The organism is Alishewanella aestuarii B11 (genome assembly GCF_000280055.1).
In the GTDB taxonomy this organism is placed as follows: Bacteria; Pseudomonadota; Gammaproteobacteria; order Enterobacterales; family Alteromonadaceae; genus Alishewanella; species Alishewanella aestuarii.
In genome coordinates, this window is record NZ_ALAB01000005.1 from 155,916 (window position 1) to 180,655 (window position 24,740).

Consider the following 24,740-nt stretch of genomic DNA (forward strand, 5'->3'; position numbering starts at 1 on the left):
AGGAACAGGGAGTTTAGGATGGCAAAATTCTGGTTAGTGCTGCTGTTGCTGCTTAGCGGCTGTCAGCAGGCATATTACTCGACGATGGAAAAGGTGGGTGTTCATAAAAGAGATATTCTGGTCGATCGCGTAGAAAATGCCCAGAAATCACAACGTGAGGCGCAGGAGCAATTCAGTTCGGCGCTGGAGCAGTTTTCAGCGCTGGTCAAATATGACGGTGGCGATTTACAGCGGCAGTATAAACTGACTCAGGCGGAATACGATGCTTGTGAAAAGTCAGCTCTGGATGTGAAAAACCGTATCGATGCCATTGAGCAGGTCGCCGAAGCGCTATTTAAAGAGTGGCAGCAGGAGCTGAAAGAATATAGTAATCAGAGCCTGAAGCGTGATAGCGAACGCAAACTTAGCCAAACCCGCCGCCAGTACACCAGCTTGTTAGTGACCATGCGCCAGGCCGAAGCAACGATGCAACCGGTGTTATCGTCATTAAAAGATAATGCGCTGTATTTAAAGCATAATCTGAATGCCCAGGCGATTGGTGCGCTAAAAGGCGAATTTGGCAGTATTGAGCGCGATATCAGCCGGTTACTGGCCGAGATGAATAAAGCCATCGCTGAGTCAGAGCGCTTTCTGACTACCCTTAAACAATAATCCCACTATAAGCGATAGCAACAATACTCAGCAGGCTGGCCAGGCCATAACAGAGGACCTTGGTCAGCGGCCCTTTAGCCAGCTTTAAATCATGCAAACCATGATGCACCCGGTGCATGGCATGAAATAGCGGTAAACAAATCGCCGTTCCAGCCAATATCAGGCCCGCTAAGCCCCAAAAACTCTGTAACAGTTGCTGAACCCGGCTATAACTGAAAGCCGCTTCTGGCAATAATCCGAGTGGGTATAGCAGACCCAGGGTTAATACCAGACCCGGAATCATCACCGCAAAGCAGACGCCACCGGCACTAAACAGCGCCCACCAGATCGGTTCATCTGAGCGTTTTGGCTGATTCATCCGATAGCTCCAAATAACCAGAGTAACAATAGTGCGACCGCGATGGTGCCGAGCCACTGGCCGGCAATCATCAGTGGTGCCGGCAGTAGCGGCATCACCCGTGGGAACAGTTCAAAAAAGGTTTTAGCATGATAAAAGCTGGCCAGCAGCACCAGTGCATTCAGCGCTATCACCCAGGGCTGCGCCATAAACGCCAGCCAGCTTTGATACTGGCTTTCTCCCTGACTCAGGCTGTAAAGCCCCGCCAGCAGGCAGCCACAGAAAAACAGTAACGGCAACACTGTTGCTTCGCGCAGCATATAGCGCAGAAAAAAGCTATGTTTTAGCCACCAGCTGCGCGAGAGCGGTTGCAGATAGGGGCGGCGGGCGCCGGCAGAGTCTGGCATAGGGCCTCCTAAGGTTTAAAGATGCTGATCAGCATATCGGTAGCCGAGGCAACTTTGCCCTGATTGACCGCCGCTGCCGGATCTAAGTGTTTTGGACAGACATCGGCACAAAAGCCGACAAAGGTGCAGGCCCAAACGCCATTTTTGCCATTTAGCTGCGGCATGCGCTGTGCTTTGCCCTGATCACGGCTATCGAGGTTATAACGCTGCGCGGTGACAATCGCCGCTGGCCCCAGAAACTCCGGATTAAGGCCAAACTGCGGACAGGCAGCATAGCACAGGCCACAGTTAATACAGCTGGAGAATTTCTGGTATTTTTTCAGCTGCGCCGGCGTTTGTCGGTGCGGTTCAGTGTTTTTACTATCATTAATCAGATAAGGTTTTACCGCTTGCAGATGGTCTAAAAACACCGCCATATCGCTGATCAGATCTTTCTCAATCGGGAAATGGTCCAATGCGCTAATCGTCAGTTCAGCCGGATAATCGCGTAAAAAGGTTTTACAGCCCAATTTCGGGATTTTGTTCACCATCACGCCGCAAGAGCCGCAGATCGCCATCCGGCAGGACCAGCGAAAGGCCAACGTCGGATCCAGTTGCTGCTGAATATACAGCAGCGCATCCAGCACCGAGGTGCTGTGGTCAAAGGGGACCTGGTAGCGCTCTGCGCTGGGTGCCTGATCTTGCTCGGGATTATAGCGCTGAATAATAATGGTTTTTTCCATGCTCAGGCTCCTTGCTTAGCGGCAGCACCGTAGACGCGGGCCGCCGGTGGTAGGCTGGTGATCCTAACTGGTTGGTAACGCAGTGCAACACGGCCATCCGCTGCCCGGTAAGCCAGGGTATGCTGTAAAAAATCCTGATCATTACGCTGGGTCAGGCCCGGATCCAGCCGTTGATGCGCACCGCGTGATTCCTTTCGGGCCAGCGCGCTTTCGCAAATGGTCAGGGCGACGTCCAGGCCGAAACTCAGTTCCAGATACTGGATCAGTTCAGTGTTAAACACCTTACTGTGGTCACTGACTTTCAGCTTAGCCAGTTGTTGCTGTAATTCAAGCAGAGTACTGCGACACTGCTGCATACCTGCGTCATCGCGGTAGATACCGCAGCCTTGCTCCATCGCCAGCGTCATCGCTTTGCGCAGACTGGCGACGCTATGTTGCTGTTTCGCGCCGAACAGACTGGCCAGCTGCAGTTGTCGGCTTTGAGCCTGGATATTGGCCGCAGTAGGCTGGCTAGTGTTGGTTGGCGGTAGGCTTTGCGCCGCATGTTCGCCGGCGGCTTTGCCAAACACCAGCAACTCAGTCAGTGAATTTGAACCCAGACGATTAGCACCATGCAAACCAACGGACGCACATTCACCGATGGCATATAAGCCGCTGATGCTGGTTTCACCGTGCAGATCGGTCAGAATTCCCCCCATGGTATAGTGCACTGCCGGGCGGATCGGGATCGGTTGTTGTACCGGATCGATATTGACGTAAGAACGTGACAGTTCACAGATAAAGGGCAGCCGCTCGGCCAGTTTCTGCGCCCCCAGATGGCGTAAATCCAGATAGACGACGGCATGCCCCTGATAGTCACCGGTAAGGCCGGCTTGTTGTTGCTGCCAAAACGCCTGCGACAGTTTATCGCGCGGTCCCAGCTCCATATATTTGTTCTTTGGTTGTCCCAGCGGGGTTTCCGGGCCCAGGCCATAATCCTGCAGGTAACGATAGCCGTCTTTATTCAGCAGAATCCCGCCTTCACCGCGTGCGGCTTCGGTGATCAGAATGCCGGAGCCGGGTAAGCCGGTGGGGTGGTATTGCACAAACTCCATATCCCGTAGCGCCACACCATGCCGGTACGCCAGCGCCATACCATCACCGGTGACGATGCCGCCATTGGTATTGTAGTGAAACAGCCGGCCAGCGCCGCCGGTAGCCAGTATCACTTTCGGCGCCAGGATCTGGAATAGCTCGCCGCTATTCAGTTGCAACGCCAGTACCCCCAGCACCTGCTGTTCACTGACTAATAAATCCAGCACAAAGAACTCATCCAGCCGCTGGATGGCCGGATATTGCAGCGAGGTTTGAAACAGCGTATGCAAAATATGAAAGCCGGTTTTATCGGCGGCAAACCAGGTGCGTTCGGTTTTCATGCCGCCAAAGCGCCGCACCTGAATACTGCCATCGGCTTTACGGCTCCACGGACAACCCCAGTGTTCCAGTTGCACCAGCTCTTGATAAGCGGCTTTAACAAAGTGTTCCACCACCAGCTGGTCAGCCAGCCAGTCGCTGCCGGCAACGGTATCCTGAAAATGTGCGTCCAGACTATCTTCGGCCAGCGTGACGGCCGCCGCGCCACCTTCGGCTGCAACCGTATGCGAGCGCATCGGATAGACTTTGGACAGTAGACTAATGCGGGCATCCGGTCTGATCTGTGCCGCAGCAATAGCCGCGCGCAAGCCTGCACCACCGCCGCCGACCACAATAATATCCGTTGTTAAAACCTGCATTCTGCCTCCGTGATTAATTGCCGCTGGCGGCCCAGTACAGACCGGCACTGAGTAGTAAGGGATAAAGATGGCACAGCAACACATTCAGGCCAAGGTAAGGTGCCAGCTCGCGTGGTTTATCTGCCAGCCGGAAAATGCCCGGCAGAATTTTCAGCAGCAGCGGCAAACTGAGTAAGCCAAGTAAGCTTTGCCAGGGCAGCGCTCCCAGGGCAACACCAAGCAGCAGTAACAGGTAGCTGGCAGCGGCCAGCAGACTATAAACACTGGCACTGTGGCGGCGGCCAATGACAATCGGCAAATGCCGGCGTCCGACCTGCCTGTCGGCTTCGACATCCGGAAACTGATTTAGCAGTAACAGGTTGGAGACCAGCAAACTGATAATGGTGGCCAACAGCCAGGCTGCCATGCTGACTTGCTGTGCAAATACCCAAAACGCGCCCAGCGTCATCAGTAAACCAAAGCCAATGCCCGGTGCCAGCAGACAGGCCAGCGGATAACGATTCAGGTATTGGGTATAGGCGTAAATAATCAGCACGCCGGGTATGCCAATCAGCAGCAGTTGCCAGCCATGCAATAAGGTGAGGTAAAGTCCGCCAGCGATCAGTAATGCTAAGCTGACCACGGCAATCGCCAGTGCAGTGTAACTGGCAGCCGGATTAGCCACCAGAGTACCACTACCGCCGCTAAAGGGTGTGCGCTCGGTTAGAAAATCCAGACCGGACTTAAAATCAAAATATTCGTTAAAGGCATTAACGCTGATATGGGCACAGAGCGCCAGCAAGGTCACCAATAACAGGGTTGGCCAGCCAGGTGAGGCGCCGGCTTGCCAACTGGCGGTGGCAGCCAGCAGGATGCAAACTAAGGTCAGGGTTAGAAAATTTGCCCGGCTGACGCCTAGCAGGGTGTTAAGCACTGATCCGCTCTCCATTCACGCCATTCTAAGAAGCAGCATAGCTGATTTTGGGCGGAAAAACTTTGATCTCAGCGGTCTTTTCTACCAAAGACCGAGTTGTTGGCGCGCTTCTCCTGGCCAAAGAGCCAGCACCGGGTGCTGCAAGCCGGGCACCAATGGCTGTAAATCAGCGACAAACTGGCGGCATAAGGCCGGTGCGCCATGATTATCCGGAGTATGAAAGTAGCAGTAGGGAGTTTTACCGGCCTGCAGCCAGTCGGCGACTTTGCGTAACCAGGGTTGATAATAATGCTGGTTGATGCTGGCATCATCACAGCCGATAAAGCGGATCACCGGTTGGGCGCTCAGACAGATCGCATGTACCGGTAGCCGGGGCTTTTTTTGCTGCGCATCCAATAGCGCCGGACTGCGGGCCGGCACACTAAACAGAGCCCGGCTATCGAGCACCACCCGTTCGCATTGATACTGCTGTAGTAAGCGGTTTAAGCGGATTTCGTGTACGGCTTTATCGAAGAAGGCCGGATGCCGCACTTCAACGCACAACTGGTAATGCGGGTGCAGGGTGATAAGTTGCTGTTCCAGCCAGGGCAAAGCATGCGGGCCGGTACTGGCCGGCAGTTGTAAATGCAGCATGCCAAGCTTATCGCCTAACACCCTGAGCGTCTTTAACCAGGCCAGGATATCATCTGCTTGCGTCGTTGCACTGTTATGCGAAAAACGTGACGGCAGCTTTAACTGCAGCCGGAAGTCAGCAGGCAAGGTCGCCGCCCAGCGCTCGAGGGTGGCGCTGTCCGGATCGGCGTAAAAGCTGGTATTGCCCTCGACGCTGTTAAACACGGCGGCGTAATGGGCGAGAAAGTCGCTGCTGCTGGTGCCTTGCGGATACAGGCTGCCACGCCAGTGTGGATTAGCCCACAGCGGGCAGCCCAGATAGAGCATTTACACTTCCAGATTATCGATCAGCCGGGTGCTACCCAGTTTGGCTGCCGCCAGGATCACTTTTGGCTCATTGGCGTCATTGGCCAGGGCTAAGGTCTGACGATGGCTGATATTCAGATAATCCGGGATAAAACCGGCCGCCTGTAACGTCGCTTTGGCGTTTTGCTCCAGCTCGCGGTAGGGGGCGGCTGCAGCCAGGATCTGTTGTTTTAGTTGCTGCAGGATCTGATACAGCGCCGGTGCCTTGGCACGTTCCTCTGCCGTCAGATAACCGTTACGTGAGCTGAGTGCCAGACCATCCGCCGCGCGCTCAGTCGGCACCCCGATAATCTCAATCGGAAACGACAGGTCCGCCACCATCTGGCGGATAATCGCCAGTTGCTGATAGTCTTTCTGACCAAAACAGGCGACATCCGGTTGCACCAGATTAAATAGTTTTGCCACCACAGTGCTGACGCCACGGAAATGACCGGCCCGGCTGGCGCCACAGTGTAAATCGCCCAGCTTTGGTACTTCGACAAAGCTTTGTACATCCAGCCCACGCGGATACATGATGGCTGGCGTGGGCGTGAACAAGGCGGCACAGCCATGTGCAGTCAGGCCTTGCATATCTGCCGCCAGCGTACGCGGATACTTATCCAGATCTTCGTTCTGACCAAATTGCATCGGATTAACGAAGATGCTGGCAATCACCACATCGGCATGTTGGCGGGCGATATCAACCAGCCGGAAATGCCCGGCGTGCAGATTGCCCATCGTTGGCACAAAGCCTATGCGTTTACCGGCTAAACGCCAGTCGCGGATTTGCGCCCGTAGCGCAGAGATCGATTCCAGGTGCTGCATTATTGAAAACTGTGCTCTTTTGCCGGGAAAATGCCGGCTTTCACTTCACTGACATAGGTTGCTATGGCGCTACGGATGTCACCGGTTTGCGCCAGGTAATTTTTAGAAAACTTTGGGATATAGCCACTGCTGATGCCAAGTAAATCATGCATCACCAGTACCTGGCCATCGGTGACGTTGCCGGCACCAATACCGATCACCGGAATAGTCAGCGCCTGAGTAATGCGCTCGGCCAGCGGCTGTGGAATACATTCCATCACCAGCAGTTGCGCACCGGCTTCCTGCAGCGCCAGCGCTTGCCGGACCATGGCATCGGCTTTTTCCGCGGTTTTACCCTGCACTTTAAAGCCACCAAACAAGTGGACAGATTGCGGCGTTAAGCCTAAATGACCACACACCGGCACACCCCGCTCGGTCAGGGCTTTAATGGTGGGCAGTAAAAAGTCACCGCCTTCTAATTTCACCATATTGGCACCGGCCTGCATCAGCGGCGTCGCATTCTGCATCGCCTGCTCCGGCGTGGCATAGCTCATAAAGGGCATATCGGCAATCACAAAGGCATCGGGGGCACCGGCGCGCACCGCCCTGGTGTGATAAGCGATATCGGCGGTGGTAACGGGTAGTGTATCGCTATGGCCCTGCAGTACCATGCCCAGCGAGTCGCCAATTAGCAGCACGTCGACGCCTTGTTCGGCAAAGAGTTTGGCGAAGCTGGCATCATAAGCCGTTAACATGGTGATTTTGTCGCCTTGCTGCTTCATTTTTTGCAGTACGGCAGTGGTAATTTTAGCCATCTTGATCAATTCCGACAGTGAGTCCGGATGCGCACCTTCGCACAAAGTAGCGTCAGTCGCAAGGAGGTTGCAGTGGCGCCAGGCCATTTAGTGGCACCTGTTGTAATAAGCTATTTAATGCCACGCCATCAGGTAAAATTAAATCGGGTGCCAGCTCGGCCAGCGGATACAACACAAACTCCCGCAATCGCATACCATAGTGTGGCACAGTCAGCTCGGGATGATCGATTTGTTGCATGCCGAATAACAGGATATCTAAATCCAGGGTGCGGGGGCCCCAACGCTCGGCTTTGCGTTGCCGGCCATGCGCAAGTTCGATCTGCTGTAAGGCATGCAGTAACGCCAGCGGCGTTAAACGGGTATCCAGCGCCGCCACCGCATTAACATAATCCGGCTGATCCTGTGGTCCCATCGGTTTGGAGCTGTAAAAGCGCGACACCTGCACCAGCCTGGTTTCGGGCAGTTGTCCAAGGGCTGTCACCGCGGCTTGCAGCTGCGCCACCGGTTCCACCAGATTGGCGCCCAGGCCAATATAACACCGTTCAGCTGGCAGCATTATCAGTATTGCCAGTAGGCGCTTTACGTTTAGTGCGCCGGCGCTTTGGCCGCTCGACACCGGCTTTGCCGAGTTGATTAATCAGCTGCAGCTTGCCGGCTTCATCGGTAAATTGAAAACTCTGCCACCAGTTTGCCAGTGCTGTCAGTTCACCGCCTTCGGCGGCGGCTCTTAGTTGCAAAAAGTCAAACGCGCCGCGGAACTTGTTTTGTTCCATCAGCTTAAAGGCACGACGACCAGCGCGTTTTGGCAGCCGGCTTTGTAAGATCCAGATATCGCGCATGGCCAGACTAAAGCGTTTCGGAATGGCAATACTACGCTGCACGTCATCCAGCACTTCGGTCATCGCGATGCTGAGGGCGTCATTTTCATTCAGGCCACTCTCAATCAGCAGCGTCTGAGCCCGCACTTCTACCGGGTACCACAGCATGGCGGCAAACACAAAGGCCGGCGTCACCGGTTTGTCCTGCGCGACCCGCTGATCGGTATCCTGCAAAGCACGGGTGGCCAGCTGAAAGGCTTTACCTTCCGGTTCCTGCTTTAACAGTTTTTCCAGCTGCGGCAGTAACACCTTAAAGACTTTCAGCTCACGCATCAGCATAAAGTTGTCGAAGCCTTTGCCGGCCAGCCACATCTTAATCAGTTCATCAAACAGCCGTGGCGCCGGGATATTCTTTAGCAATACCGCCAGCTCAGGGATATCGCGCGCCGTATCCGGTGCGATCTGCATATTTAATTTAGTGGCAAAGCGGATGGCGCGCAGCATCCGCACCGGATCTTCGCGATAACGGGTTTCCGGATCGCCAATCAGTTCAATGCGCCGCTCGGCGATGCTTTGCATGCCATTGGCAAAATCATAGATAGCAAAGTCTTTAATCGAGTAGTACAGCGCATTGACACTAAAATCGCGCCGCTCGGCATCTTCTTCAATGGTGCCGTACACATTATCGCGCAGGATCTGACCGTGATCGCTGAGGCTGGCGATCTTGCTGCTATCTTCCTCGTCGTCAACGCCACTGTGATGGCCACGGAAGGTGGCAACTTCAATCACTTCGCGGCCAAACACCACGTGTGCTAAGCGAAAACGGCGGCCAATCAGCCGGCAGTTACGGAACACCTGCTTAATTTCTTCCGGTTTGGCATTGGTGACCACATCGAAATCTTTTGGCTGTAAGCCAAGCAATAAATCACGGATACAGCCACCGACCAGATAGGCGTCGTAGCCGGCATCTTTGAGCCGGTACAACACTTTCAGCGCATTCGGGCTGATATCTTTGCGCGAAATGGCATGCCGATCACGGCTAATCACCTGCAAAGGCGGCAAAACTGAAGAGGGCACCGGGTTGGCGCTGATAGCTTTAGTCGCCGGGGTTTTGGCAGCTTTAGCCGGCTTGCCACTGCTCGGTTGGGTAGCAGTTTTGCTCAGCTTACGGCGGCAAAAATCAAGCACTCGCGAAATAATGATATGTCTCCTAAAAACCGATACGGCACTTTGGCCGAAAAACCGGCGTATCATACCCGAATTGCCGGAAAATGAGAATGTAAGGCCGGCGGCAAATTTATCAGGCAAAGTCAGGGCAGCGCACTTCCAACTGCTGCGGTACCTGACGTAATTGCCAGTTGCCAAGTGCCCAGGCTAACAGCTCGCTCACCGGGGCACCGGCAAGCTCTGCCGGCGGCGGATGACCAAGTACAGTTAAAGCCGCCGCCATGCTTTGTGTCAGCGGCCAAGCTTGCAGCGGCCTGGCATGGTTTTGTTTACTCAGCTTCTGGCCAGGTGCCGTTACCGCCAGCGGTAAATGGCCATAGTCAGGCGCTGCTGCGCCCAATAACCAAAATAAGTGCTGTTGACGGCTGGTCATCGTCAGCAAATCGGCGCCACGGATCACTTGTGTGATGCCTTGATCCCAATCATCCACTACCACCACCAACTGGTAGCTAAACAGACCATCCCGACGTTTTACCACATAGTGCTCGGCGGCCAGGGCCGCGTCGATCTGCTGCGGGCCGAAGACCAGATCGGTAAAGCCGGTTGCCGCCGGGCTGCAGAGTCGCCAGGCTAACGGCTCAGCAGACAGCCCGAGCTGCTGACAAGTACCGGGATAAATCCCACCGCCATCGCTAATTTGTTTACGGCTGCACTGACAACCATAGATCAGCCCTTGCTGGCGTAGCTGTTGAAAAATGCTCTGGTAACGTTCCAGCCGCTGGCTTTGATACCAAATCTCGCCATCCCACTGCAGACCAAAGCTTTCCAGTGCCGTTAAAATGGCGCTGTCGGCACCGGGCTGGGTGCGCGGGGTATCGATATCTTCGATGCGTACCAGCCAGCGGCCGGCCTGACTTTTTGCCTGCAGATAACTACCCAGGGCAGCAATTAAGGAGCCAAAGTGCAGCGGACCAGAAGGGGAGGGAGCAAAACGGCCGGTATAGCCGGCCGTGTTTTGGGGGGAAGTGCTGGCGTTTGCCAAGGGATAAGACCTTAGCCGCCTAACTGCTTCTCTTTGATTTCGGCCAGGGTTTTACAGTCGATACACTGATCGGCAGTTGGCCGCGCTTCTAAGCGCTTGATACCGATTTCAATGCCGCAGGTATCACAGTAACCGAAATCGTCGTTCTCAATTTTTTGTAGCGTTTTTTCAATCTTTTTCAGCAGTTTACGTTCACGATCCCGTGCGCGCAGTTCTAAGCTGAATTCTTCTTCCTGGGCAGCACGGTCTACCGGATCCGGGAAGTTAGCGGCTTCGTCGGCCATATGGTTCTTGGTACGGTCCACTTCTTCCCGTAACTGTTGGCGCCAGGCATCGAGAATTTTGCGGAAATGCTCCAGTTGCTTCGGGTTCATGTACTCTTCCCCGACCGCCTCCTGATATGGCTCAACACCGGCCAGTGCCAGCAGCCCCAGGGTTTTGTTGTTATTGCCCTCTGGCATGATTCTCTCCTGTACAATACCGCCAAGCAAAAAAGATGGCGGCTATAGATAGCAGAATATTAATGCTATCGCAATCACTATTGAAAAACCGCGGGAGTATACAGACTGAACAGCCGTTAGTCACTTTATTTTCAGCAGTCGCTCTGTGCTACAATGACTCACACCCGCGAACGTCAAACGCCGAGCGCCCCTATAAACGGAGTAAAAGATGGAATCGACCACTAAGCTGTTACACATTTCACTGACTCAGCAGCCAGCCGCTGCTGCCTTTGGTAAAGCCAGCCTGACGCCAAGCAGCCAGGGCTATCAGATTCATGTTAAAGCCGGTGATGAGCTGCGTAGTATTCAAAAAGCAGCCCGGCAGCTGGATAATCTTGGCCTGACCGAAGTGCAGTTAACGGGTGATTGGTCGCTGGAAGCGCAGTGGGCCTTTTATCAGGGCTTTATTAATGCCAAACGCTTTACCGGTGTTAATTTTACCGGCGATGCGGCGACCGTGACGCGTTTGCAGCAGCTGGTACGTTGTTACAGCTTTGCCCGTGGCCTGATTAACCAGACGCCGGAGCAATTATCTCCTGAGTTGCTGTGTCAGCAGGCGGCAGCCTTTATTCAAGAGGTGGCAGGTAAGGGCAAGGTGTCGCAGCAGATCCTGCTCGGTGAACAACTGCAACAGGCGGGCTGGCATGGGATTTATCAGGTCGGTCGCGGCAGCGATCGCGCACCGGCACTGCTGGAGCTGGACTTTAACCCGACCGGCACCCCGGATGCGCCTGTTGCTGCGGCTTTGGTCGGTAAAGGCATTACCTTTGACAGTGGCGGTTATTCGATTAAAGCGACTGAAGGCATGCTGACGATGAAATGTGATATGGGTGGTGCCGCGACAGTCACGGCAGCGCTGGCGCTGGCGATCCTCGGTGGTCTGACGCAGCGGGTCAAACTGATCTTATGCTGCGCCGAAAACCTGATCAGCGGTCATGCTTATAAGCTTGGCGATATTATTACCTATAAAAATGGTACCACAGTAGAAATCGTCAATACCGATGCCGAAGGCCGGCTGGTACTGGCGGATGGTCTGCAACTGGCGGGCGACAGTGGTGCCGGGCTGATTATTGATGCTGCAACCCTGACCGGCGCCGCGCAAACGGCGGTGGGCACCGAATATAATGCCTTGTTTGCCTTAGATCAGGTACTGGCACAGCGGGCGCTGGCTTATGCGGCGGAACAACAGGAACTGACCTGGCAGTTACCGCTGGCAAAATGGCATCAGCAGCAATGCCCGTCACCTTATGCCGATACGGCCAACAGCCGGCCGGTCAAAGGTGGCGGTGCCGGTGGCGCCAGCAATGCTGCCGGCTTTTTAAGTCGCTTTGTACCGAATGACGGTCAGGGCTGGTTGCACTTTGATCTAGCTGCCGCCTTTAATGGCAGCGCCAATGCCTATTGGGCGGCCGGTGCCACCGGTCAGGGCATTCGTACTATTGCCGCTACCCTGTTAGCGGAATTGTCAGCCTAAGTGGCAGTGGCAGCCAGCGGCGAGCATGCTGCCACTGTCTGAGAGAGCTCTAGCTTGTTACCTGTTGTAGAGATCCTGCCTCAGCTGTGCCAGATCCTGGCACAGCAAAACCGCCTCATCCTGTCGGCGCCACCGGGTGCCGGTAAATCGACGTATTTGCCGCTGTATCTGTTACAGCAGCCCCAGTTTGCCGGTAAGAAGATCCTGTTGCTGGAGCCGCGCCGCCTGGCGGCACGCAGCATTGCCGCCTATCTGGCACAGCAATTGGGTGAGCCGGTCGGTAAAACAGTGGGCTATCAAATCCGCCAGGACAGTCAATTTAGCGCTGATACCCGGCTATTGATTGTGACTGAGGGCATTTTAACCCGCAAAATTCAGCAAGATCCGCTGTTATCTACGGTCGATTTCTTAATATTCGACGAATTTCACGAACGTTCGCTGCATGCCGATCTGGGGTTAGCGCTGGCGTTAGAGGTGCAGCAACTGAATGAACAGTTAAAGCTGCTGGTGATGTCGGCGACGCTGGATTGTCAGGCACTGCAACAGTATTTGCAGGCGCCGCTGCTGCAAAGCGACGGTCGCAGCTATCCGGTTGAGATCCGCTATCAGCCGCCGATGCCGGTGTCGAAAGAACCGCTGGCATTACAGGCCGCTAAGCTGGCATTACAGGCTTATCGTCTGCACGGCGGCAATCTGCTGGTATTTTTACCCGGTCAGGCCGAAATTCAGCAGGCCGCCACTTGGTTACAGAGCCAGGGCTTGCCGCCAGAGCTGCAAGTCTGGCCCCTAATCGGTAGCCTCAGCCTGGCGCAGCAACAAGCCGCTATTGCCGCACCACCGGCCGGCCAGTATAAAATTGTGCTGGCGACTAATCTGGCCGAAACCAGCTTAACCATTGAAGGCATTACCGTAGTGGTAGACAGTGGCCAGGCACGCCGGGCCAGCTATCAGGCGCGTAATGGCCTGACTAAACTGGAAACCGTTGCCATAAGCCAGGCTGCAGCGGTGCAGCGCGCCGGTCGCGCTGGTCGTTTGGCGCCGGGCATTTGTTACCGGCTGGATACGCCGGAGCAATGGCAGCGCCGCCCGGCTTTCGAGCCGCCGGAGATCGAATTGGCGGAATTAACCCAGCTGCGGCTGGAGCTGGCAGTCTGGGGTTGTCAGCCAGAGGCGTTAAACTGGTTAACGGCCCCGGCCAGCGGTAATCTGGCCGCGGCGACGGCCTTATTGCAGCAACTACAGGTGCTGGATGCTAAAGGGCAGCTCACCCGCTATGGTCGTGAACTGTACCAGTTTGCTACCGACATCCGGCTGGCCAGTATGTTACAGCATGCCAGGCAGCTGGAAGAAAGTACCGCCGGTGCCGGTTGGCTGGCAGCCCTGTTAGCCGCCTTGCTGGAAGAGAGCCGGCCCGCTACGCAGGACCTGTATCAACAACTCGCACTGCTCCAGCAGCGGCGGCCACCTTTTGCCAGCTTATACCCGCAGGCCGAGCAGTTTGCCCGCAAGCTTGGCGTGAGCAAGCTGACGACCTTGCCACTGCAATTGCTGCCAACCTTATTGCTACGCGCCTTTCCGGATCGGCTGGCGCAGCGCCGTGGTCAGGGCTATTTACTGGCCAATGGTTGTGGCGCGGTATTGGCGCCGGATGATCCCTTGTCGGGGCAAGCCTTGTTGGTGGTGAGCAGCAGCCGTGACTATCAGCAGCAAAACCGCATTAGTCAGGCGGTGGCGATTACGCTGGACGAGGTACTGGCGGACTGGCCTGAGTTAAGCTGGCAAAGTTACAGTGGTTGGGATGAGCAGAAGCAGGCGTTTTTTAGTGAACAGCAACTGCGCTTTGGTCAGTTAGTACTGCAGCGCAAGCCGGCGCAGTTACAGCTGGCCCCCCAGCTCAGACAGCAAGCCTGGCTCGACTATCTGCTGCGTAAGGGTCTGCAGTTATTGCCGTTTAACGACCATTGCCGGCAACTGCAGCAGCGGCTGGCGCTGGCGCGCACTGTGGACAGCAGCTTACCGGATCTGAGCGATGCTGCCTTACTAACGACCTTATCCGTCTGGCTGGGCCCCTACCTTGGCGAGCTGAATAAGCTGACGGAGCTACAACAACTGCCGTTATACAATTTACTGTGGCAGCAGCTGAGTTACCGGCAGCAACAGCAACTGAACGAGTGGTTACCGGAGCACTGGCAAACCCCGGCTGGCTCCAGAGTCAGTATTGATTACACCCTGCCGGGGGGAGCGGGTTTTTCAGTCAGGGTTCAGGAAATGTATGGTCAACTCGCTTCGCCGACGGTGCTGGCCGGGCAACTGGCCCTGACGCTGACGTTGCTGTCACCGGGGCGGCAGCCGCTGCAAATTACCCGGGATCTGGCGAGCTTCTGGCAACAAGCCTGGCCAGAGGTAAAAAAGGAAATGAAAGGGCGTTACCCTAAACACTATTGGCCGGACGATCCGGCGACGGCGCTGCCGACCACCAAAACGAAAAAAGCGATGCAGTTATGAGCCGAAAGCGCAGCAAAAAAGCCGTATCCAGCAGCCGTCCGGGCCGCTGGTGGCGCCTGATCTGGCAAACCAGCCTGAAACTGGCGTTGGCGCTGGTACTCGGGCTGGGCATTTATCTGATTTATCTCGACAGTAAGATCACCAGTACCTTCTCCGGCCAGAAATGGCAGATCCCGGCACAAATTTATGGCCGCAGCCTGACCCTCTACCCGGGCCTGTTTCTAACTCAGGCCAATCTGGTGCGGGAGCTGGAGCAGTTGCAGTACCGGCGCAGTGACCAGCTAACCGGTCCCGGGCAGTTTAACGTGCGTGGCGGCAGCGTTACCATATTCCGGCGCGGCTTTGTTTACCTGGAAGGCGAAGTCCCCGCTGAACAGTTTAGTGTTGAGTTTAACCGCAATGGTGTTAGCCGTATTGTGCGCCAGAATAGCGCGGTTGATTTTGCCCGGCTGGAACCGCAATTGATTGAACATCTGGTGTCGGCTGAGCAGGAGGACCGCGAGCTGGTCAGGCTGGAGCGGGTACCTGAGCTACTGAAAGAAACCTTATTGCTGGTTGAAGATCGTGATTTTTATCAGCACAGAGGCGTTTCCCCCTTATCGATAGTGCGGGCTTTCTTCGTCAATCTGAGTGCCGGGCGCACGGTGCAGGGCGGTTCTACCCTGACCCAGCAGCTGGCAAAGAATATGTATCTGACACAGGACCGTACTCTGTGGCGGAAAATCAACGAAGCCTTTATTGCGCTGGTGCTGGAATACCGCTTTAGTAAAGATCAGATCCTGGAAGCCTATCTGAACGAGATCTATCTGGGGCAAAACCATAATAATGCGATCCACGGTTTTGGTCTGGGCAGCCGGTTTTATTTTGGTAAGCCGCTGGCCGAGTTAAATCCGGAACAGTACGCCTTGCTGATCGGTATCGTCAAAGGTCCGGGTTTCTATGACCCGCGCCGCTTTCCACAGCGTGCGCAACAGCGCCGCGATCTGGTGCTGCGGCTGATGTTTGAACAACATTTGCTGGATAAAACCGCCTATGAGCGCGCCATTGCGACACCACTTAGGGTGATTGAACGCGGCCAGTTCCTGAATGCCAATTTCCCCGCTTATCTGGATGCCGTGCGCAAAGAGTTGCGGCAACTGAACCTGGATAGCCGGATGTTGCATAGCGGCATTAAAGTCTTTACCTATTTGGATCCACTGGCGCAAATTCAGGCTGAGCGCACTGTGGCCGACACGGTGCCGGCGATGAATCCGGAGCTGGAGGCCGCGATGCTGGTCGTTGATTATCAGCAAGCAGCGATTAAGGCACTGGTTGGCAGTAAAACCGCTGGTTTCGCCGGCTTTAACCGGGCACTGGATGCCCGCCGGCCGATTGGCAGCCTGGTTAAGCCACCGATTTATCTGGAGGCATTGGCACAGCGCGGTCGCTATACGCTGGGCACTATGCTGGACGATAGCCCAATCAGTTTACGAAACAATAATCAGGATTGGCAGCCGCAAAACTTTGATAAAAAATTCCGCGGTGACGTCTCTCTGCTGCGCTCCTTGGCCGACTCGCTGAATGTGCCAACAGTGCGCCTCGGTTTGCAGCTCGGGCTGCCGAAGGTGCAGGAAAGTTTGCGCCGGTTGGGGCTGGAGCGGCGGGTCAATTTGTATCCTTCAGCCTTACTGGGCGCTATTGATTTAAGCCCCTATGAAGTCACCCAGCTATACCAGACTATTGCTAACAATGGGGTGCATCAGCCATTAGCCACAGTGCTGGCACTGACCGATCAGCAAGGTAGCGCGCTCTATCAAAGGTCACAACAGCCAAGCCGGCGTTATCCAGTGGAAGATATTTATCTGCTGCACTACGCGATGATTGAGTCAACCCTGACTGGCACCGCCCAGTCGCTGGCGCGTAGCTGGCCCAGACCGACCTTTGCCGGTAAAACCGGGACTTCCAGTGATTACCGCGACAGCTGGTTTGCCGGTTTTGACCAGGACACCCTGGTAACAGTATGGCTGGGCCGGGATGATAATAAGAGTACCGGCCTGACCGGTGGTACCGGCGCCTTACGCTTATTTGCCGATTATTTCCGGCAGAAAGGCAGCCAGAATCTGATCCGCTATATGCCGGAGCAGGTGGAGTGGCAGCGTTTTTCGACCAAAAGCGGTTTACCGGTGCCGGAATACTGCCCCAACAGCTGGCTGTTACCAGCCCATAAAAACTCGCTATTGGGTTTAGCGGATTGCGATTAAGCTGAGAACACCAAAATAAAACGCCAGCATAGCGCTGGCGTTTTGGTATAACCCGATTACTGTTGGCGCTTTATAATGCCGAGAAAGCGTAGTCAGCCGCAGCGATGGTTTCCTTTAAGTCCTCTGCGCTATGTGCCAGCGACAGGAAGCCGGCTTCATAGGCAGAAGGCGCCAGATAGATCCCCTGTTGCAGCATCAGATGGAAGAAGCGTTTAAAGGCGTCGATATCACAGCGGGTGGCTTGCTGGTAGTTACTGACCCGACCCTCGTTGGTGAAGAACAAGCCAAACATACCACCGACCTGATTAAAGCTCACCGGTACAGCATGTTTAGCCGCGGCCTGAGCTAAGCCTTTAATCAGCTGGGCGGTTTTTTCGGTTAATGCCTCGTACACCCCCGGCTTGCTGATTTCAGTCAGGGCCGCTAAACCCGCCGCCATCGCAATAGGGTTACCGGATAAGGTGCCGGCCTGATACACCGGGCCCAGCGGCGCCAGATGTTGCATAATCTCTTTTTTACCGCCAAAAGCACCAACCGGCATACCGCCACCGATGATTTTACCCAGTGTCGTCAGATCCGGCGTCACGCCGTAATAGGCCTGAGCACCACCCAGCGCAACGCGGAAACCCGTCATTACTTCATCAAAGATCAGCACACTGCCGTACTCGTCACAAAGGGCGCGCAGCCCCTCTAAAAAGCCAGGCTCAGGCGGAATACAATTCATATTGCCGGCCACCGGCTCGACGATAATACAGGCGATCTGATTACCCTGTTCGGCAAATAACTGCTGAATTTGTGGCAGATTATTAAACTCGCAGGTCAGGGTATATTTGGCAAAGTCTGCCGGTACGCCCGGTGAATTGGGTACGCCCAGCGTCAGGGCGCCAGAGCCGGCTTTAACCAGCAAGGAGTCAGCATGACCATGGTAACAGCCTTCAAACTTTACGATGGTATCGCGACCGGTATAACCGCGCGCCAGTCGGATTGCGCTCATCGTTGCTTCGGTACCGGAACTGACCATCCGCAGCATTTGCATGCTGGGTACCAGTTCAGCCACTTTTTCGGCCATGGTCACTTCTGCCGGGCAGGGCGCACCGAAACTTAAGCCATTGGCTGCCGCACGAATCACGGCATCACGGATCGCTGGATGGTTATGACCCAGTAACATCGGGCCCCAGGAGCCGATATAGTCGATATAGCGTTTGCCATCAACATCAAACAGGTAGGCGCCGTCGGCTTTGGCGACGAAGAAAGGCTCACCGCCAACGCTTTTAAAGGCACGCACCGGCGAGTTAACCCCACCCGGGATAGTACGCTGCGCGCGTTGAAATAATTCAGATGATAAAGACATAATAATTCCTATAACCGCTTATTTATTGGTGTACCAGGGCACAGTGCACTCGTAGTCCTGTACCAGATCCTGTACGCCTAAAGTCAGCGCAAACAGTGCCATCCGCACCAGAATACCGTTATCCGCCTGGCGGAAGATGGCCAGATTTGGATTCAGGTTCAAATCATTATCCAACTCGTTTGCTTCCAGTCGCGAGTCGCGCGGCAGCGGGTGCATAATCACGGTATTGGATTTACAGTGCCGGGTGTAAATTTCCTGGTTCAGCCGGAATTTACCGCGGTACTGATTGGCCTCGGCTTTAGAGGGGAAGCGCTCTTCCTGGATCCGGGTCTGATAGACGATATCGGCATTCAGATTGCCTTCCAGTTTATCGGTAATGGTTAAGCGGTGGCCGGCATTATCCAGGGCACTGACCACTTCATCCGGCATCGCCAGCTCTTGCGGCGAAATCAGGGTGATCTGCAGGTTTTTATACAGTGCCAGCAATTTAGATAACGAATGCACGGTACGGCCAAACTTCAGATCGCCGACCATCGCAATGTGCATACCATCAATACTCTGGCCCGAGGCCTGGAGTTCGCGTTCAATGGTAAACAGGTCCAGCAGGGCTTGCGTGGGGTGCTCATTGGCACCGTCGCCACCGTTTAATACCGGTACCCGGCTGCCCTCAGCAAATTCTGCGACAGAGCCAGCCTGAGGATGGCGCATCGCTATCACATCGCTGTAACTGCTGATCACCCGCGCGGTATCATACAAGGACTCACCTTTGGATAAGGCGGAGGACTCCATACCGGTGGTTTCACGGACTTCGCCACCCAACAGGTTAAAGGCACAACCAAAGCTGACCCGGGTGCGGGTACTGGGTTCGAAAAATAAGTTACCGAGGATGGCGCCATCCAAGACCTTGGTGCGTTTTTTCCGGCTGGCGTAGGGCGCCATCTTACGGGCGATCTGAAAAATATACTGGATATTGTCGCGGTCGAATTGTTTGACCGACAGAATATGCTGACCTTTAAAGCTCATCGGGATGCTCACTTGTCGTAGGGCGTTGCAACACGGCTGGCTGATTATACGGCAAAGCCGGCTTTGGCTAAAGCGGCTTCAGTGTTGCCAGTAAAATAATCGCCAACAGCAGCAAGACCGGTAGCTCATTAAAAATACGGTAGAAGCGGGCAGAACGGCGGTTGCGGTTATGTTTAAAGTCGGCCAGTAATTTAAAGCAGTAGCCATGGTAGAGATACAGTATTGTCACCAGTAGCAGTTTGTAATGCAGCCAGCTACTTACCGCGAACCAGGCCCGGCCATAGCTGACGATCAACAGCAAGCCAAATACCAGCGTCAGGATGGCAAAAGGTGTAACAAAGTACAGTAAGCGTCGCTCCATCACCTTAAAGGTGGCATCGCAGTCCGGGCTTTGGGTTTCGGCATGGTAGACAAACAGCCGCGGTAAATAAAAAATACCGGCAAACCAGGCCACCATAAAAAACACATGCAGGGCTTTGTAAATGAGGATTAGCGTCATATTAAATTATTCTGTTTAATCAGCAGGGCCCGCAACTGGTCCCAGCGGATAATGCCAATAGGTTCGGTCGGTTCTTGCTGGTAAATATACACCAGCCCTTCACGGCGATCTTCCAGTTCATGCAATACTTCAGCCATGGTTGCCTGATGTGACAAGCCTTTTACTGCGGCGTACTGAATACTGCTGTCGCCACTGAGCGATAAACTGACATCATATTGGGCAGTGTAAAACTGCCAGGTGTCGGTGTCGTTGCGTTTAATCAATAATTGTTGCGGTGGTGTCAAATCCGCCAGCTCACGACGCACTGTGGCCTCATCCGGGTTGAGCAGTAACTTATAGTCCTGATTTAACACGGCCAGTACCCCTACTTTCTGCAGCACATCGTCCGCCGGCGACAGCTTATAGGGCAGCTGCATAAAATCGAGTTGGGTCATAAAGATGGATTTATTATTAAAAAACTGTACCGTGGTGACATAGGCGGTAACAATCACCAACATGGCCGGCAACACGATTTGCTGGTTTGCCGCCAGCTCCATTACTGCCACCAGCGCTGCCAGGGGCGCATGCAGGGTGGCAGCCATCAGGCCAGCCATACCCAATACCGCATAGGTGCCAGAGTTACTGGTATTATCAACCAGTACTGCCGGCACTATCGCCAGAATGGTGCCGAGTACGACACCCATGCCAAAGATCGGGCCGATAATGCCGCCGGGTACACCCAGACCAATGGCACAGAGCGTAAGAATCATTTTGCCCGCTAATAATAGCAGCAACAAATGCACTGCGGTCGGGCTGTCGATGGCAAACTGGATAGCGCCGGTTTCTGCGCCCATCGCATGGGGAATGATATAGCCAACCGCAGCAGTGATAACGCCCGCCAGTGCCAGTCGCAGTAATAAGGGCCAGTTTTTGAACCATTGCAGCATCCGCATTAAATTACGGTTAAATAGCCAGGCAAAGGCGCCAATCACCACGCCACACAGCACCAGATAAGGAAAATGCCAGACACTTAGGCTGATAATCTCCAGTGCTGCCAGCTCTTTATCGTGGCCAAACACCAGTTGCGTCGCCATAGCGCCGACGACGGAGGCGAGCATCACCGGAATAAAGACATGAATACGGTATTCACGCAGTACCACTTCCATCACAAAGATCATCGCCGCCAGCGGCGTGTTAAAAGACGCCGCTATCGCGGCAGCAATACCGCAACCGGCCAGAATGCGCACGCTGTTGTAAGGCAGCTGCAGGTAGCGGCCCACGGTACTGGCACCATAGGCGCCAAGATGTACCGACGGGCCTTCACGGCCAACCGAGAAACCGCTGGCCAGTGCCAGAATGCCGCCAAAAAACTGATTCAGAGTATTGCGAAACGGCATAATGCCGTAAGCCGTTTTGATGCGGTGAATGACAAACGGAATACCCAGCCGGTAGTGTTTATAGCCGGTTGCCAGGGCAATTAACCCAATTAAGGTAGCGCCAAGCAGCGGTAACAACCAGCGGTACTCGGCACTGATGCTGCTAAAGTCGTCGCTGTGCTGCAAAAAGAAACCCTGGAGGCCGATAATGGCCAGCCGGAATAGAATAATCAGCAGCGCCGCGATCAGGCCGCCCAGCATACCTAATAGACAAAGTTGTAACGAAGTTTGAGGAACCGCCAGCCGCCGTTGTAAGGCGGGCAGCTGCTCTTGCCAGCGCCGCATAACAGAGATTCGTTTTTAGTTTTAGTGTCAGAAGTTTAACACAAAATTTGCCCGCTGCCTGTTAGCTATGACGACTAAGATAGGGAGCCCTTGGTTGGTAAAACCAGCGGAGCAGTTAACAGGTGGCAGCCCGGAATACTTGAATAAATTAGTCAGGTATTAGATAATCCACACTGTTGTAACCCGGTTGGAGCCATCATGTCTGAAATGCAAATCCCGTTAGAATTTACCGATGCTGCCGCCCGCAAGGTTGCTGCTCTGGTGAGCGAAGAGGAAAATCCTGAACTGAAATTACGGGTCTATATTACCGGTGGCGGTTGCTCGGGTTTCCAGTATGGTTTTACCTTCGATGAAAAGGTAAACGAAGGCGATCTGCTGATCGAAAAGCAGGGCGTCGCCATGGTGGTTGATCCGATGAGTCTGCAGTACCTGATGGGCGGCGTGGTCGATTATACCGAAGGCTTGCAGGGCAGCCGTTTTGTTGTACAAAACCCTAACGCGACCACCACCTGCGGTTGCGGTTCTTCGTTCTCTGTTTGATGCTTAAGGCGTCAATATGCCCTTACCTGATCAACCGTTAACGGTTGGTCAGGATCAGCAAGCCCCACAAGATCAGCCCCAGTACAGCATTAAAGGCGATAATATAGCTAAAGCCTTTTACGCCCTGTTTTAGCGGGATCTGATAGTGTCTGAGAAACAGGTACCAGCCCAGACACATCAGTATCGGTAATAGAAACAGCAGTCTTACCATCGGTGATCTCCAGTGCCGTTTAGATGATTTTCTGACCCTGCGGTCTGTTTTTTGTCGCGCCAAGCTGTACGCTCGTCGCAAGCTATGATATTAATTAAGACACCACACATTTTGCGGCCGGCTAAGTTCGGTCTGGAGTCAGGCGCAGGACGCAGCGATATCATAATTAAAACAAAGCGTAACACGCTGGGAGAAGAAAAAAAATGAAAGGTACAAAAAGCGTTATTTCGGATGAGAATAAAAAGTTGTGCGCCTGGCTGAAGCAACAGCGCCAACTAAAGAAACATACGATGCGCAGCTTGTCCGAGCTTCTGGGTACGCCACATTCCTTTATCGGTAAGGTGGAGAATCAGGAGCGGCGGCTGGATGTGGTGGAATTCGTGCGGTATTGTCAGGCGCTGGAAGTGGATCCGGCAGAGGGACTCAGGCAGGTTACCAGTAACTAATTTTAAGCAAAGCAACAGGCCGCATTATGCGGCCTGTTGCGTTCTTGAGCTAGGTTGAGGTTCGTTGCTGTTCACGTTGCTGTAATTTCTTGCCGACAATCAGCAATAAGCACAAGCCGGGGATCACCATCAGCGCGGTGATCACAAAGAACAACGCCCAGTTACCTGCTAAGGCATCGACCAACTCACCACTAAAGGACGCCAGCGTGGTACGGCCAAGATTGCCTAATGACGCCAGTAAGGCGTACTGCGTAGCAGTAAAGGCGCGGCCGGTCAGCCAGGTCAGGAATGAGACAAAGGCCACTGTAGAAAACGCTGCGGTAAAGTTATCTACCAGAATAGCGGCAATAAACAGCTCCGGTTTCGGCCCTGCCAGCGCAATCCAGGCAAACATCAGATTACTGGCTGCCATCGCCACACCGCCGATAAAGAGGCCGCGGATAATACCAAAACGGATATTGATAGCACTGCCAATCAGGGTAAAACCAATAGTCGCCACCCAGCCAACCAGCTTGGAGTATTCTGCGATCTGTTCGTTGCTAAATCCCACTTCTTTATAAAACTGGATCGACATCCGGCCCAAAAAGGCTTCACCAATCTTAAATAAGAACACAAAGCTGAGGATAAGGATGGCCAGTTGCCAGCCATTACGGCGGAAAAACTCCACAAAGGGTTCAAATACCGTAACCGATAACCAGACCAGGTAGGGTTTGCCGGCGGTGCGGCCCAGCGATGCCTGATAACGCGCGGCGGCAGCTTGCTGTAACTGCTCACGTTCTGTGTTTGGTTCGCGGCTGAGCAGGGTAAATATCATCAACAAAGCGATCAGCGCGGCCATACCCAGATAGACCGCCGGCCAGCCATACTGATCGGCATGGCTAAACGCCAGATAGCCCGGCAGTGAATAGCCGGTCCACCAGCCAATTACTCCCATTGCTGCCGCCGGAGCCACCCGATTGGTGTCATCGCCAATCAGCTCAATCCGGTAGGCGTCGATCGCCACATCCTGGGTTGCGGACGCCAGGGCAATGGTCATCGCCAATAGCGAGGTAAATAGCAGACTTTCACCAGGGTTAGTGTAGGCAATCGCCAGCGTAGCGAACAGCATCAGGCTTTGCATTAGCAGGATCCAGCTGCGTCTTTGTCCTAACCAGTTTCCCAGCAGTGGTAGCTTCACCCGGTCCAACAAGGGTGCCCACAAAAAATTCAGCGCATAAACCACAAAGATGGAGCCAAAATAGCCGATAGCTGCCCGGGACAGGCCTGCGTCGTTCAGCCAGCCACTCATATTGGAGCCAATCAATACCCAGGGAAAGCCGGAAGCACAGCCCATAAAAAAAATAAACAGCAACCGGATATCCTGATAACTGGCAAGCGCCTGGCGCCAGCTTTGTGCCGCACCTTGTTGTTTTGAGAGCATAAAAAAACCTTGCAGAGAATTGAGGCTGACCTTAACAGAGACTAAGGCGGCGGCAAAGCCTTTTGGTTGCAGAAAATTAGCTTAAAGTGGGCGTAAACCAACGCAATCGGCCGGGCGCTGGCCTTTGCCGGCCAGATAACCGAGGCAGTGTTGCAGCCGGCGCTTCAGTTGTCGGTCGGCGCGTAATTGCTGTTCCGGCCAATATTCCAGTTGATGCAGCAAATGCCAGAACACCCGCTCCTGATAACTGGGCGGCCAGGCAGGGCGTACCGGCAGCGCAGCCCATTCCTCCAGCGTATCCCAGATAAACAGATGCAATTCTGCCTGCGGCAATTGACCACGCAAAAAGCGTGAGGCATAAAAAACCAGCTGGCGGGATTTTTGCTCAATAAAACCTTGCGGCATGCTCCTGCTCCGGTCTGCTGA

Annotated in this window: 25 protein-coding genes; 6 read left to right on the forward strand and 19 right to left on the reverse strand. The window is 54.3% G+C overall.

Going from position 1 to position 24,740, the window contains the following annotated elements; genetic code table 11:
- Positions 1-18 precede the first annotated feature (18 nt).
- On the forward strand, positions 19-651 hold the full coding sequence (locus tag AEST_RS03650) for a DUF2959 domain-containing protein (protein WP_008607144.1): 633 nt from the start codon (positions 19-21) through the stop codon (positions 649-651).
- Here the strand turns inward: AEST_RS03650 and frdD are convergent.
- The 12 genes from frdD to dksA form a co-directional block, all read right to left on the reverse strand.
- Positions 641-1,009, reverse strand: a complete 369-nt coding sequence (frdD, locus tag AEST_RS03655) for a fumarate reductase subunit FrdD (protein WP_008607145.1) — start codon at positions 1,007-1,009, stop codon at positions 641-643. The two genes, AEST_RS03650 and frdD, sit on opposite strands and share 11 nt — an antisense overlap.
- Positions 1,006-1,395: a fumarate reductase subunit C gene (locus tag AEST_RS03660; protein ID WP_008607146.1), complete on the reverse strand. Its 390-nt coding sequence runs from the start codon at positions 1,393-1,395 to the stop codon at positions 1,006-1,008. The genes frdD and AEST_RS03660 overlap by 4 nt, the downstream gene beginning before the upstream one ends.
- An 8-nt stretch (positions 1,396-1,403) precedes the next feature.
- Positions 1,404-2,117, reverse strand: coding sequence for a succinate dehydrogenase/fumarate reductase iron-sulfur subunit (locus tag AEST_RS03665; RefSeq protein WP_008607147.1), 714 nt, complete (start codon positions 2,115-2,117; stop codon positions 1,404-1,406).
- A 2-nt stretch (positions 2,118-2,119) separates the two neighbouring features.
- Positions 2,120-3,889, reverse strand: coding sequence for a fumarate reductase (quinol) flavoprotein subunit (gene frdA / locus AEST_RS03670; RefSeq protein WP_008607148.1), 1,770 nt, complete (start codon positions 3,887-3,889; stop codon positions 2,120-2,122).
- 13 nt (positions 3,890-3,902) lie between these two features.
- Positions 3,903-4,802: a prenyltransferase gene (locus AEST_RS03675; RefSeq protein WP_008607149.1), complete on the reverse strand. Its 900-nt coding sequence runs from the start codon at positions 4,800-4,802 to the stop codon at positions 3,903-3,905.
- An 81-nt stretch (positions 4,803-4,883) separates the two neighbouring features.
- Positions 4,884-5,741, reverse strand: coding sequence for a DUF72 domain-containing protein (locus AEST_RS03680; protein ID WP_008607150.1), 858 nt, complete (start codon positions 5,739-5,741; stop codon positions 4,884-4,886).
- Positions 5,742-6,584 (reverse strand): pantoate--beta-alanine ligase, encoded by an 843-nt coding sequence (gene panC / locus AEST_RS03685; RefSeq protein WP_008607152.1) that lies wholly within the window; start codon positions 6,582-6,584, stop codon positions 5,742-5,744.
- Entirely contained in the window at positions 6,584-7,378 is a 795-nt protein-coding gene (panB, locus tag AEST_RS03690; RefSeq protein ID WP_008607155.1) for a 3-methyl-2-oxobutanoate hydroxymethyltransferase, read from the reverse strand. The genes panC and panB overlap by 1 nt, the downstream gene beginning before the upstream one ends.
- 52 nt (positions 7,379-7,430) lie before the next feature.
- Positions 7,431-7,934, reverse strand: a complete 504-nt coding sequence (gene folK / locus AEST_RS03695; RefSeq protein ID WP_008607156.1) for a 2-amino-4-hydroxy-6-hydroxymethyldihydropteridine diphosphokinase — start codon at positions 7,932-7,934, stop codon at positions 7,431-7,433.
- Positions 7,921-9,384 (reverse strand): polynucleotide adenylyltransferase PcnB, encoded by a 1,464-nt coding sequence (gene pcnB, locus AEST_RS03700; protein ID WP_008607157.1) that lies wholly within the window; start codon positions 9,382-9,384, stop codon positions 7,921-7,923. Before pcnB ends, folK begins: the two co-directional genes overlap by 14 nt.
- A gap of 112 nt (positions 9,385-9,496) precedes the next feature.
- Positions 9,497-10,405, reverse strand: coding sequence for a tRNA glutamyl-Q(34) synthetase GluQRS (gene gluQRS, locus AEST_RS03705; RefSeq protein ID WP_008607160.1), 909 nt, complete (start codon positions 10,403-10,405; stop codon positions 9,497-9,499).
- An 11-nt stretch (positions 10,406-10,416) separates the two neighbouring features.
- On the reverse strand, positions 10,417-10,866 hold the full coding sequence (dksA, locus tag AEST_RS03710) for an RNA polymerase-binding protein DksA (RefSeq protein WP_008607161.1): 450 nt from the start codon (positions 10,864-10,866) through the stop codon (positions 10,417-10,419).
- 208 nt (positions 10,867-11,074) lie between these two features.
- Between dksA and pepB the strand changes: the two genes are divergently transcribed.
- From pepB to mrcB, 3 genes are read left to right on the forward strand one after another with little or no spacing between them, the layout of a single operon-like run.
- A complete protein-coding gene (pepB, locus tag AEST_RS03715; protein ID WP_008607162.1) occupies positions 11,075-12,379 on the forward strand; it encodes an aminopeptidase PepB in 1,305 nt (434 codons plus the stop codon).
- Between the two features lie 54 nt (positions 12,380-12,433).
- Entirely contained in the window at positions 12,434-14,884 is a 2,451-nt protein-coding gene (gene hrpB / locus AEST_RS03720; protein ID WP_008607163.1) for an ATP-dependent helicase HrpB, read from the forward strand.
- Positions 14,881-17,124, forward strand: a complete 2,244-nt coding sequence (gene mrcB / locus AEST_RS03725) for a penicillin-binding protein 1B (RefSeq protein WP_008607166.1) — start codon at positions 14,881-14,883, stop codon at positions 17,122-17,124. The genes hrpB and mrcB overlap by 4 nt, the downstream gene beginning before the upstream one ends.
- Before the next feature lie 70 nt (positions 17,125-17,194).
- Here mrcB and hemL read toward each other — a convergent pair whose 3' ends face one another.
- The 4 genes from hemL to AEST_RS03745 form a co-directional block, all read right to left on the reverse strand.
- The gene (gene hemL / locus AEST_RS03730) at positions 17,195-18,475 is read right to left on the reverse strand and encodes a glutamate-1-semialdehyde 2,1-aminomutase (protein WP_008607167.1); all 1,281 of its coding nucleotides are present in this window, start codon (positions 18,473-18,475) and stop codon (positions 17,195-17,197) included.
- An 18-nt stretch (positions 18,476-18,493) separates the two neighbouring features.
- Entirely contained in the window at positions 18,494-19,498 is a 1,005-nt protein-coding gene (locus AEST_RS03735; protein WP_008607168.1) for an aspartate carbamoyltransferase, read from the reverse strand.
- Positions 19,499-19,565: 67 nt separating this feature from the next.
- Positions 19,566-19,997: a CopD family protein gene (locus tag AEST_RS03740; RefSeq protein ID WP_008607169.1), complete on the reverse strand. Its 432-nt coding sequence runs from the start codon at positions 19,995-19,997 to the stop codon at positions 19,566-19,568.
- Positions 19,994-21,697, reverse strand: a complete 1,704-nt coding sequence (locus AEST_RS03745; RefSeq protein WP_008607170.1) for a chloride channel protein — start codon at positions 21,695-21,697, stop codon at positions 19,994-19,996. Before AEST_RS03745 ends, AEST_RS03740 begins: the two co-directional genes overlap by 4 nt.
- Positions 21,698-21,895: 198 nt before the next feature.
- Between AEST_RS03745 and erpA the strand changes: the two genes are divergently transcribed.
- Positions 21,896-22,237: an iron-sulfur cluster insertion protein ErpA gene (erpA, locus tag AEST_RS03750; protein ID WP_008607171.1), complete on the forward strand. Its 342-nt coding sequence runs from the start codon at positions 21,896-21,898 to the stop codon at positions 22,235-22,237.
- Between the two features lie 37 nt (positions 22,238-22,274).
- Here the strand turns inward: erpA and AEST_RS17250 are convergent, their stop codons facing one another.
- Positions 22,275-22,448 (reverse strand): hypothetical protein, encoded by a 174-nt coding sequence (locus tag AEST_RS17250; RefSeq protein WP_008607172.1) that lies wholly within the window; start codon positions 22,446-22,448, stop codon positions 22,275-22,277.
- Positions 22,449-22,651: 203 nt separating this feature from the next.
- Between AEST_RS17250 and AEST_RS03755 the strand changes: the two genes are divergently transcribed.
- Entirely contained in the window at positions 22,652-22,894 is a 243-nt protein-coding gene (locus AEST_RS03755; protein WP_008607175.1) for a helix-turn-helix domain-containing protein, read from the forward strand.
- Positions 22,895-22,943: 49 nt separating this feature from the next.
- Here AEST_RS03755 and AEST_RS03760 read toward each other — a convergent pair whose 3' ends face one another.
- Entirely contained in the window at positions 22,944-24,314 is a 1,371-nt protein-coding gene (locus tag AEST_RS03760) for an AmpG family muropeptide MFS transporter (protein ID WP_008607177.1), read from the reverse strand.
- A gap of 81 nt (positions 24,315-24,395) precedes the next feature.
- Positions 24,396-24,719, reverse strand: coding sequence for a hypothetical protein (locus tag AEST_RS03765; protein ID WP_008607181.1), 324 nt, complete (start codon positions 24,717-24,719; stop codon positions 24,396-24,398).
- Positions 24,720-24,740 lie beyond the last annotated feature (21 nt).